The organism is Streptomyces sp. P9(2023) (assembly GCF_032436795.1).
Taxonomy (GTDB): Bacteria; Actinomycetota; Actinomycetes; order Streptomycetales; family Streptomycetaceae; genus Streptomyces.
The window spans coordinates 87,566-101,735 of the sequence record NZ_JAUPWM010000013.1 but is presented as its reverse complement, the minus strand read 5'-3'; the positions used below and the strand labels follow the sequence as shown (position 1 = coordinate 101,735).

At 72.0% G+C, this 14,170-nt stretch carries 10 protein-coding genes; 8 read left to right on the top strand and 2 right to left on the bottom strand.

All coding sequences use genetic code 11. The features are described 5' to 3' along the window. Nucleotides 1-59 precede the first annotated feature (59 nt). From Q5762_RS19310 to hflX, 5 genes are all read left to right on the top strand, one after another. The gene (locus Q5762_RS19310) at nt 60-524 is read left to right on the top strand and encodes a hypothetical protein (RefSeq protein ID WP_315893452.1); all 465 of its coding nucleotides are present in this window, start codon (nt 60-62) and stop codon (nt 522-524) included. 87 nt (nt 525-611) lie between these two features. Next, nucleotides 612-1,487 carry a diaminopimelate epimerase gene (gene dapF, locus Q5762_RS19305; RefSeq protein ID WP_315893400.1) on the top strand — a complete coding sequence of 292 codons (876 nt, stop codon included), beginning with the start codon at nt 612-614 and terminating at the stop codon, nt 1,485-1,487. A gap of 233 nt (nt 1,488-1,720) precedes the next feature. After that, entirely contained in the window at nt 1,721-3,850 is a 2,130-nt protein-coding gene (locus Q5762_RS19300; protein WP_315893399.1) for an HD domain-containing protein, read from the top strand. A 101-nt stretch (nt 3,851-3,951) separates the two neighbouring features. After that, nucleotides 3,952-5,460 (top strand): M1 family metallopeptidase, encoded by a 1,509-nt coding sequence (locus Q5762_RS19295; protein WP_315893398.1) that lies wholly within the window; start codon nt 3,952-3,954, stop codon nt 5,458-5,460. Nucleotides 5,461-5,578: 118 nt separating this feature from the next. Beyond that, nucleotides 5,579-7,072: a GTPase HflX gene (gene hflX, locus Q5762_RS19290; RefSeq protein ID WP_315893397.1), complete on the top strand. Its 1,494-nt coding sequence runs from the start codon at nt 5,579-5,581 to the stop codon at nt 7,070-7,072. 81 nt (nt 7,073-7,153) lie between these two features. On the opposite strand, the gene Q5762_RS19285 is transcribed toward hflX, so the two are convergent. Together Q5762_RS19285 and Q5762_RS19280 are read right to left on the bottom strand one after the other, a co-directional pair. Continuing rightward, nucleotides 7,154-8,323: a hypothetical protein gene (locus Q5762_RS19285; RefSeq protein ID WP_315893396.1), complete on the bottom strand. Its 1,170-nt coding sequence runs from the start codon at nt 8,321-8,323 to the stop codon at nt 7,154-7,156. Between the two features lie 141 nt (nt 8,324-8,464). Continuing rightward, nucleotides 8,465-9,637, bottom strand: coding sequence for a hypothetical protein (locus Q5762_RS19280; RefSeq protein ID WP_315893395.1), 1,173 nt, complete (start codon nt 9,635-9,637; stop codon nt 8,465-8,467). 321 nt (nt 9,638-9,958) lie between these two features. Between Q5762_RS19280 and Q5762_RS19275 the strand changes: the two genes are divergently transcribed. The 3 genes from Q5762_RS19275 to Q5762_RS19265 all read left to right on the top strand — a co-directional run bounded on the left by Q5762_RS19275 (nt 9,959) and on the right by Q5762_RS19265 (nt 14,142). Beyond that, entirely contained in the window at nt 9,959-11,455 is a 1,497-nt protein-coding gene (locus Q5762_RS19275; protein WP_315893394.1) for a diaminobutyrate--2-oxoglutarate transaminase family protein, read from the top strand. Between the two features lie 49 nt (nt 11,456-11,504). Further along, complete coding sequence (locus Q5762_RS19270; protein ID WP_315893393.1) at nt 11,505-13,379, top strand: IucA/IucC family protein; 1,875 nt, start codon at nt 11,505-11,507, stop codon at nt 13,377-13,379. A gap of 70 nt (nt 13,380-13,449) precedes the next feature. Next, entirely contained in the window at nt 13,450-14,142 is a 693-nt protein-coding gene (locus Q5762_RS19265; protein ID WP_315893392.1) for a GNAT family N-acetyltransferase, read from the top strand. Nucleotides 14,143-14,170 lie beyond the last annotated feature (28 nt).

Sequence of the window (14,170 nt, the reverse complement as noted above, 5' to 3'; positions counted from 1 at the left end):
GCGTGCCATCATCGAGCATCGATCGACCAAGTGGAGTCCGAGTGGGAGGGCGCGTGGCGATGGAGGCCGGCCCTCGCGACACAGAACAGCAGGACGCGGTCCCGGGGCAGGCCCCGGGGGACGCGCCCGGCCTGAGCCCGGACGGACCGGACGAAGCCGAGGGCTCGTCGGTCGAGGTCGACGCGGACGAGGTCGAGGTCGAACTGCGGCCGCAGCGCAGGCTGCGGATCTGGCAGCTCGCGCCCATCGTGGGTCTCGCCGCCGTCGGTTCGCTGATGTTCGCCTTCCCGCTCGCCTTCGGCTCCGGTGACGGCGGTGCCGTCGTCGCCATGCTCGGCCTGCTGATCAGCTGCTGCGCGGCCGGCTGGGGCATGATGGCGGCCCGCCGGGTCGGCTCCGCCTGGCCGGGCCTCCCGGCCCGCGGCTCCGGCGAACGGCCGAACTGGCGCGTCGTCGCCCTGTACGTGTTCGTCAGCGCGCTCCTGGTCGCCCTGGCCGTCTGGCGCGTCGCCCGGCTCCGCTGACCACCTGTCGGGGCGGACGCTCAAGGCGCCCGGCCCAAGGGGTGGAACTTCGAGCGGCTGTCGGACCCGGCCCGTACAGTTGATCCCGTGACCACCACGCAGACCTCGCCCATCACATTCCTCAAGGGCCACGGGACCGAGAACGACTTCGTGATCGTCCCCGACGCCGACAACGCCATCGAGCTGCCGGCCGCCGTCGTCGCGCGGCTGTGCGACCGGCGGGCCGGCATCGGCGGCGACGGAATTCTGCACGTGGTCCGCAGCGCGGCCCACCCCGAGGCGCGCGCGATGGCCGACGAGGCCGAGTGGTTCATGGACTACCGCAACGCGGACGGCTCGGTCGCCGAGATGTGCGGCAACGGCGTCCGCGTCTTCGCGCGCTACCTGGAGCACGCCGGGTACATCACCGCCGGCGAGGTCGCCGTCGCCACCCGGGGCGGGGTCAAGCGCGTCCACCTGGACAAGGACGGCTCCGTCACGGTCTCCATGGGCCGCGCCCGGCTCCCCGAGGACGGCGTCACCGTCACCGTCGACGGCCGCAGCTGGCCCGCCCGCAACGTGAACATGGGCAACCCGCACGCGGTGGCCTTCGTCGAGTCCCTCGACCACGCCGGCGACCTGTTCACCGAGCCCCCGTACGCCCCCTCCGAGGTCTTCCCGGACGGCGTGAACATCGAGTTCGTCGCCGACCGCGGCCCGCGCCACGTGGCCATGCGGGTGCACGAGCGCGGCGCCTCCGAGACCCGCTCCTGCGGCACGGGCGCGTGTGCCGTCGCCGTGGCCAGCGCCCGCCGGGACGGCGTCGACCCCGCCGCGAGCGGGACGCCCGTCACGTACACCGTGGACGTCCTCGGCGGGACGCTGACCATCACCGAGCACCCCGACGGAGAGCTCGACATGACCGGCCCGGCCGTCATCGTCGCCGAGGGCACGATCGACCCGTCCTGGCTCGCGGACGCCTGAGCCTCCGCACGCGGCCCGAGCCTCGTCCCGAGCATCCGTATCGGTAAGCCGCGAAAGCGCCCGACGGACACATTCGAAACTGTCAACGACTGATCGTTCGCTCGAATGGGTGATCCGTTTCACGCTGGGCGAGAGCGGGACTGCGCCACGTGGTGGGGTCGGTAGCATCAAGCACCGGCCCCGCGGGCACGCCTTGCCCGTCCACCGCCGGTCGACGTCGCCGGAGGTGCCCCATGAGTGCAGAGGCCACCAACCCTGTGAGCGCAGCGGAGGCCACCGGCCCCGACGCTCCCAGCCGCAGGCGCGCCCGTCCGAGGATCGACCTCCGCAGGCTGGGTCGCGCCGCCCTGCTCGGTCCCACCGCCCGGGACCGGCTGCCCGACGCGATCGGGCACGTCGCGGAGGCCCACCGCGCCCACCACTCCGACGCCGACCTCGCCGTGCTGCGCCGCGCCTACGTGCTGGCCGAGTTCTCGCACCGCGGCCAGTTCCGCAAGAGCGGTGAGCCGTACATCACGCACCCCCTCGCGGTCACCCTCATCCTCGCCGAACTCGGCGCCGAAACGACGACGTTGACCGCCGCCCTGCTCCACGACACCGTCGAGGACACGGAGGTGACGCTGGATCAGGTGCGGGAGCAGTTCGGCGACGAGGTCGCCTATCTCGTCGACGGGGTCACCAAGTTGGAGAAGGTGGACTACGGCGCCGCCGCCGAACCCGAGACCTTCCGCAAGATGCTCGTCGCCACGGGCAACGACGTCCGGGTCATGTCGATCAAACTCGCCGATCGGCTCCACAACATGCGCACGCTCGGCGTCATGCGCCCGGAGAAACAGGTCAGGATCGCCAAGGTCACCCGCGACGTCCTCATCCCGCTCGCCGAACGGCTCGGTGTCCAGGCGCTCAAGACCGAGCTGGAGGACCTCGTCTTCGCGATCCTCCACCCCGAGGAGTACGAGCGGACCCGCGCCCTCATCGCCGACAACACCGGCGCGGGTGACGCGCTCGCCGCCATCGCCGAAAGCCTCTCCGCCGTCCTGCGCGACGCCGGCATCGCCGCCGAAGTCCTCGTCAGACCACGGCACTTCGTCTCCGTCCACCGGGTCCACCTCAAGCGCGGCGACCTGCGCGGCAGCGACTTCGGGCGCCTCCTCGTCCTGGTCGCCGAGGACGCCGACTGTTACGCCGTACTCGGCGAACTCCACACCTGTTTCACGCCGGTGATCTCCGAGTTCAAGGACTTCATCGCGGCCCCCAAGTTCAACCTGTACCAGTCGCTGCACACCGCCGTCGCCGCCCCCGACGGAGCCGTCGCCGAAGTCCTCATCCGTACGCACCAGATGCACAAGGTCGCCGAGGCCGGCGTCGTCGCGCTGGGCAACCCGTACACGCCCCCGGCGAACGGCGACGGCGCCGAGCCCGCCGAGGACGGCGAGCGCGCCGACCCCACCCGGCCCGGCTGGCTCTCCCGGCTCCTCGACTGGCAGCAGTCCACCCCCGACCCGGACACCTTCTGGACCTCGCTCCGCGCCGACCTCGCCGAGGACCAGGAGATCACCGTCTTCCGCGCCGACGGCGGGATGCTCGGCCTGCCGGCCGGGGCGAGCTGCGTGGACGCCGCCTACGCGCAGCACGGCGCCACCGCCCACGGCTGCCTCGGCGCCCGCGTCAACGGCCGTCTGGCGACGCTCAGTACGGTCCTGAACGACGGCGACACCGTCCAGCTGCTGCTCGCCCAGGACACCGCCTCCGGGCCCTCCCCGGAGTGGCTGGACCACGCCCGTACGCCCGCAGCCCGGATCGCCATCACCGCCTGGCTCCAGACGCACCCGGAGGCCGCCAAGGCCCCGGAGGCCGACCCCAGGCCGCCCGTCTCCGTCACCGCCGACCGGCGCTCGGGCGCCAAGCTCCACGCCGACCTGCCCGGCACCCCGGCCACCGCCGTACGCCCGGCGGGCTGCTGCACACCCGTACCCCCCGACGAGATCACCGGCTTCCAGGTACGCGGCGGCTCCGTCACCGTCCACCGCACCGGCTGTGCCTCCGTCGACACGATGCGGCGGCACGGGCGCGAACCCGTCACCGTCCACTGGGGCGACACCGCCGAGTGCCGCGTCACGCTCGTCGCCGAGTCCTTCGGCCGGCCCCGGCTCCTCGCCGACCTCACCGAGGCCATCGCCGCCGCCGGCGTCGCCGTCGTCTCGGCGACCGTCGAGCCCCCGAGCGAACAGCGCGTGCGGCACACGTACACCCTGCAACTCCCGGACGCGGCAGGGCTGCCCGCCTTGATGCGGGCCATGCGCGACGTGGGCGGCGTCTACGACGTCAGCCGCGCCCAGCACCCCGCCACGCTCGAAGGCTGACCCCCGCCACGAAGGCCGGCGTCAGCACGCCCGTGACCCCTTCGAGTGGCGGGCGAGCGCGCCGCCCGGGGGAGCGGCTACGGCACTGGTAGCCGTAGCCCATGCCGCTCACACCAGCCCGAAACCCCTCCCCACGCGCGCGGTGGCTGCGCTCCGCCGTCCTGGTCGCCGCATCGGCCGGACTCGTCGCCGCCGCCCTCCCCGCGCCCGCGCCGCTCGGCATCGGGGACCCCCTCTTCCCGCATCTCGGCAACCCCGGATACGACGTCCTCACGTACGACATCGCCCTCACCTACGGGGGCAGGAACACCGAACCGCTCGCCGGCGTGACCCGCGTCGAGGCCCTCGCCACCGAGGACCTGGAACGGATCAACCTGGACTTCACGCACGGGACGGTCTCCGCCGTCACCGTGGACGGAGAGCCGGCGACCTTCGAGACCAGCGGCGAGGACCTGGTGATCACGCCCGTCCACGCGGCGGAGAGCGGCGACAGGCTGACCATCGATGTCACGCACACCAGCGACCCCGGCGGCCCCGCCGACGCCGGGGGCTGGATCCGCACCGGCGACGGGCTCGCCATGGCCAACCAGGCCGACGCCGCCCACCGGGTCTTCCCCTCCAACGACCACCCCGCCGACAAGGCGTACTTCACCTTCCGGATCACCGCGCCAAAGGAACTCACGGCCGTCGCCAACGGCCTCCCGGCGGGCCGGACCACCGACGGTGCCACCACCACCTGGACCTACCGCACCGCCCACCCCATGGCGACCGAACTCGCCCAGGTCTCCATCGGCCGCACCACCGTCGTCCGCCGGACCGGGCCGCACGGCCTGCCCCTGCGGGACGTCGTCCGCACCGCCGACCGTGACCTCCTGGAGCCCTGGCTCAAGCGCACCCCCGGACACGTCGAGTGGATGGAGCGCCAGGTCGGCCCGTACCCCTTCGAGACCTACGGACTGCTGATCGCCGACGCCGAAACCGGCTTCGAGCTGGAGACGCAGACCCTCTCTCTCTTCGAGAGAAGACTGTTCACCGATCCCGGCTTCCCCGAGTGGTACGTCGACTCGGTCATGGTCCACGAACTCGCCCACCACTGGTTCGGCAACAGCGTCTCGCCCCGCACCTGGTCCGACCTGTGGCTCAACGAAGGACACGCGAGCTGGTACGAGGCGGTGTACGCGGAGGAGACCGCAGGAAAGTCCCTGGAACGGCGCATGAAGGCCGCCTACGCCGCCTCCGACACCTGGCGCGCCGCCGGCGGCCCGCCGGCCGCGCCCGAGCCGCCCACGCCCGGCCAGAAGATCAGCCTCTTCCGGCCCGTCGTCTACGACGGCAGCGCCCTCGTCCTCTACGCCCTGCGCGAGGAGATCGGCAAGGAGGCCTTCCAGGAGCTGGAACGCCGCTGGGTGAGCGAGCACCGGGACGCCACCGCCACCACCGCCGACTTCACGGCCCTCGCCGCCGAGATCGCGGGACGTGACCTCACGTCCTTCTTCGCCGGCTGGCTGTACGCCGACAAGACCCCGCCGATGCCCGGACACCCCGACTGGCGCTCCCTCCCGGCGGACGAGCCACGCGGCGCCGCGAAGAGCGCGGCGAAACCGGGATGACGGGCCCGGGCCGACCGTGTCACCATCGTCAGGTCGACGACGTGGCCGGCCCGGGAATCTTTCCCCGCCGTCACACGTTGTGATCGACGCAACGACTTTCCATCGACGTAAGGATCAAATGACCTCCTCTTCATCCCCTTCCCAGGACGAACAGAGCTTCGCGGATTCGCGCCGCACCGAGAGCCTTCGGGCCGATGCCCTGATGGAAGAGGACGTCGCCTGGAGCCACGAGATCGACGGAGAGCGGGACGGCGATCAGTTCGACCGCTCCGAGCGCGCTGCCCTGCGGCGCGTGGCGGGCCTCTCCACCGAGCTCGAGGACGTCACCGAGGTCGAGTACCGGCAGCTGCGCCTGGAGCGCGTCGTGCTGGTCGGCGTATGGACCTCGGGGACCGTCCAGGACGCGGAGAACTCCCTCGCGGAGCTGGCGGCCCTCGCCGAGACGGCGGGCGCCGTGGTGCTCGACGGCGTGATCCAGCGCCGTGACAAGCCGGACCCGGCCACCTTCATCGGCTCGGGCAAGGCACGCGAGCTGCGGGACATCGTGCTCGAGACCGGTGCCGACACCGTCGTCTGCGACGGCGAACTCAGCCCCGGTCAGCTCATCGCCCTCGAAGACGTCGTCAAGGTCAAGGTGGTCGACCGGACCGCCCTGATCCTCGACATCTTCGCCCAGCACGCCAAGTCCCGGGAGGGCAAGGCACAGGTCGCGCTCGCGCAGATGCAGTACATGCTGCCGCGGCTGCGAGGCTGGGGTCAGTCGCTCTCCCGTCAGATGGGTGGCGGCGGCGGTGGCGGCATGGCCACCCGTGGTCCCGGTGAGACCAAGATCGAGACCGACCGGCGTCGGATCCGCGAGAAGATGGCGAAAATGCGCCGGGAGATCGCGGAGATGAAGACCGGCCGCGACATCAAGCGGCAGGAGCGGCGCCGTAACAAGGTTCCGTCGGTCGCCATCGCCGGTTACACCAACGCCGGCAAGTCCTCCCTTCTCAACCGGCTGACCGGCGCGGGCGTGCTGGTGGAGAACGCGCTGTTCGCCACCCTCGACCCGACCGTCCGCCGGGCCGAGACGCCCGGCGGCCGGGTGTACACACTGGCCGACACCGTCGGGTTCGTACGGCACCTGCCGCACCACCTGGTCGAGGCGTTCCGCTCCACCATGGAGGAGGTCGGCGACTCCGACCTCATCCTGCACGTGGTGGACGGCTCGCACCCGGCTCCGGAGGAGCAGCTCGCCGCCGTGCGCGAGGTGTTCCGCGACGTCGGCGCGGTGAACGTGCCGGAGGTCGTCGTCGTCAACAAGGCGGACGCGGCCGACCCGCTCGTCCTCCAGCGGCTGATGCGCGCCGAGCGGCACGCGATCGCGGTCTCCGCCCGCACGGGCGAGGGGATCGAGGAGCTGCTCGCGCTCATCGACGCCGAGCTGCCGCGCCCGAAGGTCGAGATCGAGGCGCTCGTGCCGTACACGGAAGGCGGTCTCGTCTCCCGGGTGCACGCCGAGGGTGAGCTGCTCTCCGAGGAGCACACGCCGGAAGGCACGCTGCTCAAGGCGCTGGTGCACGAGGAACTGGCGGCGTTCCTCGCGCCGTTCGTCCCGGCCGCGCACTGACACGGGTTCAGCACGACACACGGAAGGCCCCGCTCCCCGATCGGGGAGCGGGGCCTTCCGCATGTCACATCAATTCGGCGATCAGCGGGCGAACTTCTTGCTCACCATCTCGTGCGCGTCCTTCGCGCCCTTGCCGAGCTGCGGACCGGCCAGCCAGCCGTTGCCCCCGGCCGGGCCGATCGAGGTGTTCGACACCAGCGCCGGCTTGCCGTTCGGCATGGTCCGGATCCAGCCGCCGCCCGAGGACCCACCGGTCATGGTGCAGCCGATGCGGTACATGGTCGGCGTGGCGGGAGCCGTGGTCATCCGGGTCGGCCGGTCGACGCACTTGTGCATGATCAGACCGTTGTACGGCGCCGCCGCCGGGTAGCCCCAGGCGCCCATGTAGCCCGCCCGGGAGTGGGCCGGGGCCGAGAAGTCGATCGGCAGCGCGACGCCGACGGTCTCCTCCAGGGACTTCCTCCCCTGCTGCGGCTTCACGTGCAGCACGGCGTAGTCGTACGGCCAGGCCGCGTTCGTACCACCCCGGTTGATCCAGTCGCCCGAGGTCACCGCCCAGTCCGCCCAGTACTGACCGTACGGCGCGACCTCCTGCGGCTTCGCGTTGCGCAGCGCGGACGGCGACTTGCCGAGGTCGTTGTAGGCCGGGACGAAGGTGATGTTGCGGTACCAGCCGCCCCGCTGACCCGCGTGGACGCAGTGACCGGCGGTCCACACCATGTTGGACTTCCCGGGCCGGCGCGGGTCCTTCACGATCGTGCCGGAGCAGACCATGCTGCCCTGCGGAGAGTCGAAGAAGATCTTGCCGACCGGCGCGGCGTTGCGCTGGTACGGGGTCTTCTCCCGCTGCGCCTGGACGGGGCGCGGTACGGGGTCGCTGCCGCCGGAGCCGGCCGCCGTCGTCATCGTCTGGTCCGGGCTCTTCGCGGACTGCATCCGCTCGGGGTCCCAGAGCCCGTCGATCACGGGGTTGACGAAGTCCTCGGCCTCACGGAGCCAGGTGTCCTTGTTCCAGTTCTTCCATTCGCCCTCCTTCCACTTGTCCACATCGACGCCGCGCTTCTTCAGCTTGTCGGCGAGGTCCTGGGGGAGGGCGGCGTCCTCGCCGCCGCCCGTGGCGGACGCGGAGGCGCTCGACCCCGCGGCGGGCTTGTCGGCCGCCGGGGTCTCGGTCGGGCCGCAGGCGGTGGCGGTCAGCGCGAGCGCCGAGACCAGGCCGACGGTGGCTGGAAGCAGTCGTATGGAACGCATGCGTGGGGGTCCCCCTGATGAAGTGCGGTGTGTGATGTGCGGTGTGTGCTTACGTGGGTGGTGCGTGTGCGTTGTGTGCGTAGGGTGCGCGGCGCGGAAAGGGGCGGGACCCCGCAGGATCCCGCCCCGACCCGCTGTCCCTTAGCGGCCGGCGAACTTCTTGCTGACCTCGTCGTAGATGCCCTTGGCCTCGGTGCCGAGCCGCGGACCGGCCAGCCAGCCGGCCGTCACCGGGCCGATCGAGGTGTTGGACACCAGCGCCGGCCTGCCGTCCCGGCCCGCGGCCACCCAGCCGCCACCGGACGAACCACCGGTCATCGTGCAGCCGATGCGGTACATCGTCGGCTGGTCCGCCTTGACCGACAGACGGCCCGGCCTGTCCGTGCACTGGTACATCTTCTGGCCGTCGAAGGGCGGGCCCGCGGGGTAGCCGATGGCCTTCATGTTCGCGATCTTCGCCGCCGTCGGCGCGTTGAACTCCACCGGCAGCGCCGAACCGACCGTCTCCTCCAGCGACTTGCCCGTGCCGCCCTTCTCCGGGGTCACGTGGATCACCGCGAAGTCGTACGGAGCGCCCTGACCGCCGGTCGCCGCGCCCTCCGAGATCCACTGCTCGGAGGTCTGCGCCCAGTCGCCCCACCACACGCCGTACGGAGCGACCTGCTCGCGCGTCGCGTTCTCCAGCTGCGCGGTCGGCAGGGCCTTGTCGTTGTACGACGGCACGAAGGCGATGTTGCGGTACCAGCCGCCCTTCTTGCCGGCGTGCACGCAGTGGCCCGCCGTCCAGACCATGTTGGACTTGCCGGGGTTGGCCGGGTCCTTCACGACGGTGGCCGAGCAGACCATCGAACCCTCGGGTCCGTCGAAGAACACCTTGCCGGCCTCAGGGGCGTTGGCGTTGTACGTCGCCGGCACACCCTTCGCCCTGACCGGCGCGGGCGTCGGGTCGGTGACCCCCTTGTCGCCCTGCATGTCCTCCTCCTCGACCGGCTTGTCCGGGCGCTGCGCGTCGCGCATCCGGTCCGGGTCCCAGAGGTCCTCGATGATCGGGTTGACGTAGTCCTTGGCCTCACGCAGCCACTTGTCGCGGTCCCAGTTCTTCCACTCGCCGTTCCTCCACTTGTCCAGATCGATCCCGCGCTCCTTGAGCCTGTCCTTCAGATCGTCCGGAATCGTGATCTTGTCGGAGGTCGGGCTCGCGGGTGCACTGGGCTTGTCCCCCGCGTTCTCCTCGGTCGGGCCGCAGGCCGTCGCCGTCAGCGTCAACGCCGCGACGGCTGCCGCCGCGGCCAGTAGCGGACGAATCGCTCGCATCTCGTGATCCCCCTGGGACTACGTCAACTTGTGCATGAGTGAACTGTGGTGGCGCCGTCACGGGCGCCGAAAGTGCGGCCCCCACTATGCCGGTGCCGGAGGGGACGGTACCCGGCAGGTCCACGGTTCCGCCCGCGCACAGGCGTTGCCGGGTCGTGATCCCCGCCACGTCAAGGATCTTGGGATTCTCCCGTGATCCTTGGCAGTTCCCGTCGTTGGTACGTACGGGGGACACAGAGGGAGCGTTCAGGGCCGCCGTTCGCGGTGCGCAGCAACGTACCGATGTGCAACGCAACTGTTACAGCGGGAGGACACCGAGTCGTGGCCGTGACCGAACCAGCTCCGGCCGTACCGGCGGCCGCGCAGGCCCACCAGGGGGAGCGGAGGGGCGGCGCGGGAGCCGCTCTCGAAGGCATCCTGCGCCGCCAGTCGCTGCGCGAATCCGCCGCGCGCACCTACGCGCGGTCCCTGCCGATCGTCCCCGTCCGGGCCAGAGGCCTGACCATCGAAGGCGCGGACGGACGGCGCTATCTGGACTGCCTCTCCGGGGCAGGGACCTTGGCGCTCGGGCACAACCACCCGGTGGTGCTCGAAGCCATCAGGAAGGTGCTCGACTCCGGAGCACCCCTGCATGTCCTCGACCTCGCGACCCCGGTCAAGGACGCCTTCACCACCGAGCTGTTCGCGACGCTGCCCGCCGGACTCGCCGACAACGCGCGCATCCAGTTCTGCGGCCCGGCCGGGACGGACGCGGTGGAAGCCGCCCTGAAACTCGTCCGCACGGCCACCGGCCGCAGCGGGCTGCTCAGCTTCACCGGCGCCTACCACGGCATGACGGCCGGAGCCCTGGACGCCTCCGGGGGTGCGACGGACGTACGGGTCACCCGGCTGCCCTACCCGCAGAACTACCGCTGCCCCTTCGGCGTCGGCGGCGAACTCGGCGCCGAACTGGCCGCGCGCTGGACGGAGAACCTCCTGGACGACCCCAAGAGCGGGGTCGCCACGCCCGCCGCGATGATCCTCGAACCGGTGCAGGGGGAGGGCGGGGTCATCCCCGCGCCCGACGACTGGATGCGCAGCATGCGCGAGATCACCGCCGCCCGCTCCATCCCGCTCATCGCCGACGAGGTCCAGACGGGCGTCGGCCGCACCGGCGCCTTCTGGGCCGTCGAGCACAGCGGCATCGTGCCCGACGTCATGGTCCTCTCCAAGGCCATCGGCGGCTCCCTCCCGCTCGCGGTCGTCGTCTACCGCGCGGAGCTCGACGCCTGGGAGCCCGGAGCCCACGCCGGCACCTTCCGCGGCAACCAACTCGCCATGGCCGCCGGGGCCGCCACCCTCGCCTACGTACGGGAGAACCGGCTCGCCGACCGCGCCGCCACCCTCGGCGCCCGGATGCTCGCCCGCCTCCAGGGGCTGGCCGCCGCCCACCCCTGCATCGGTGACGTGCGCGGCCGGGGGCTCATGATCGGCGTCGAGCTCGTGGACCCGGACACGGCCGACGGCTCCGTGCCGCCGGCCGACGCCGCACTGGCCGTGGCCGTGCAGCAGGAGTGCCTGGACCGAGGTCTCATCGTCGAACTCGGCGGCCGGCACGCGGGCGTCGTCCGACTCCTGCCCCCGCTCACCCTCACCGACGAGCAGGCCGAGGCCGTCCTCGACCGCTTCGCCGACGCCCTGGCCGCCGCCGAACGAACCCACCGCCCGCGTCCTCCCGCGCGCGACGCCCGCCTCCGGAACGCCACCTGCCCGACGACCGGACCGACGACCGGACCCACGACCGGACCCACGACCGGATCGACCGGACCGTCCCACTGATCCAGGACTGATCCCGGACCGACCCCGGACACCCCCACAAGGAAGCCCCGTGAACGCCAGCCCCGCCTCCGAAGCGTCCGACACCGGCAGCAGCGCTCGCGGCCCGCTCACTGTCGAGCAGGCCACCGTCCCGCGCCAGCACTCCGGTCCGTACGACACCCAGCCCACGCCCGTGCGGACGGTCGCGGGCGGCACCCCCAACCGGCAGGACCACCTCGACGACCCGGACCCGCGGCGGGCCGCCGACGCGGCGACCATCGAGAACCTGCTCCGCTGCTGGGTACGGGAGAAGAACCTCCCCGCCCCCGACTCGGCCACCCTGCGCATCCCCCTCGCAGCCAGCGGCACCGCCCTCCTCGTCCCCGTCCTCTACTGGTCGGCCACGGGATGGCACCGCTTCGGCGCCCCCGCCCTCGAAGGCCTGCACACCACCGCCCCGCGCGTCGACGCGGTCACCGTCGCCGCTCTGATCAGCCGCGAGACCGGCCGCCCCGAAGGCACCGAACTCGTCGGCCGCGTCGCCGACTCGGCCCGCCGCACCGCCGAGTTCATCACCGAGCGGCGGCGGCGCCCGACCCCGGGCCCCGAAGCCGACCTCTTCCTCACCGCCGAACAGTCCCTGCTGCTCGGCCACCCGCTCCACCCGACCCCCAAGAGCCGCGAGGGCCTCTCCGACGCCGAGGCCCGGCTCTACTCACCCGAGCTGTACGGCTCGTTCCCGCTGCACTGGATGGCCGTCGACCCCTCGGTCCTCGCCTCCGACTCCGCCTGGACCGAACAGGGCAGGCCGGTCAGCGCCGTCCAGCTCGCCACCGGTCTCGCCGACGGGCTCGAACTGCCCGCGGGGACCATCCCGTTGCCGCTGCACCCCTGGCAGGCCCGCGAACTGGCGCACCGTCCCGCCGTCGCCTCCCTCTTCGCCGCCGGCCTTCTCCACGACCTCGGCACTGCCGGCTCCGCCTGGCACCCCACCTCCTCCGTCCGTACCGTGCACCGGCCCGGCGCCCGGACGATGCTCAAGCTCTCCCTCGGCGTCCGCATCACCAACTCCCGCCGCGAGAACCTCCGCAAGGAACTCCACCGAGGCGTCGAGGTGCACCGCCTCCTGCGCACCGGCCTGGTCGACCAATGGCAGGCCGCCCACCCCGGCTTCGACATCGTCCGCGACCCCGCCTGGCTCGCCGTCGACACCCCGGATGGCACGCCCGTCCCCGGTCTCGACGTGATGATCCGGCACAACCCCTTCACCGCCGGGGACGACGCCGTCTGCATCGCCGCACTCACCGCCCCGCGCCCCTGGCCCGGCACCACGCGGATGCGCTCGCGTCTCACCAACATCGTCACCCGTCTCGCCGCCCGCACCGGCCGCCCCCTCACCGCCGTCGCCGCCGAGTGGTTCCTGCGCTACCTCGACCAGGTGGTCCGTCCCGTCCTCTGGCTCGACGGCCACGCCGGCGTCGCCCTGGAGGCCCACCAGCAGAACACCCTGGTGCTCCTCGACCCCGACGGCTGGCCGATCGGCGGCCGCTACCGGGACAACCAGGGCTACTACTTCCGCGAGTCCCGCCGCGACGAACTGGACAGCCGCCTCCCCGGCATCGGGACCACCAGCGACACCTTCGTCTCCGACCAGGTCACCGACGAACGCTTCGCCTACTACCTCGGCATCAACAACGTCCTCGGACTGATCGGCGCCTTCGGCGCCCAGCACCTCGCCGACGAACGCGTTCTCCTCGCCGGATTCCGCCAGTTCCTCACCTCCGCCACCAGTCTCGGCTCCCCGCTGCCGCACCGGCTCCTGGAGGCCGCGACCCTGCGCTGCAAGGCGAACCTCCTCACCCGGCTGCACGGCCTCGACGAACTCGTCGGCCCCGTCGACACCCAGTCCGTCTACGTCGCCATCACCAACCCCCTCCGCTCCTGAAGCCCACCCCCCCCGACCGCACGGCCGAGCGCTCGCCGTCCGACCGAACCGCCGAGAGGAGAGCCCCACCGTGCCTCCCACCGATGCGCGCCCCGCCACCGACCCGGGCAGCGAGGACACCCTGGACCTGCACCTCTCGGACGAACTCGTCGCCCTGATCGGGGCCGGCGAGAACACGGCGACCACGGACGGCGACCTCCTCGACGCGGTCGCCTCGTGGGGTCCCGTCACCACCCCCGTCGGCACCTTCCACCTCGTGCCCGTCAGGCTCGAACGCGACCTGCCGCTCATCACCCGGTGGATGAACGACCCGGCCGTCGCGGCCTTCTGGGAGCTCGCCGGCCCCGAGACCGTCACGGCCACCCACGTCGGCGCCCAACTCGACGGCGACGGCCGCAGCGTGCCCTGCCTCGGAGTCCTCGATTCCACCCCCATGAGCTACTTCGAGATCTACCGCGCCGACCTCGACCCGCTCGCCCGGCACTATCCGGCCCGCCCGCACGACACCGGCATCCACCTCCTCCTCGGCGGCGTCGCCGACCGAGGCCGTGGTGTCGGCACCGCGCTCCTCCGTGCCGTCGCCGACCTCGCGCTCGACCACCGTCCCCGGTGCACGCGCGTCATCGCCGAACCCGACCTTCGCAACACCCCCTCCGTCTCCGCCTTCCTGAGCGCCGGCTTCCGCTTCTCGGCGGAAGCCGACCTTCCCGACAAGCGAGCCGCCCTCATGGTCCGCGACCGTGCCCACCGTCACGTCCTGTGAACGCATGACAACCCACAGTGGTTCCCAT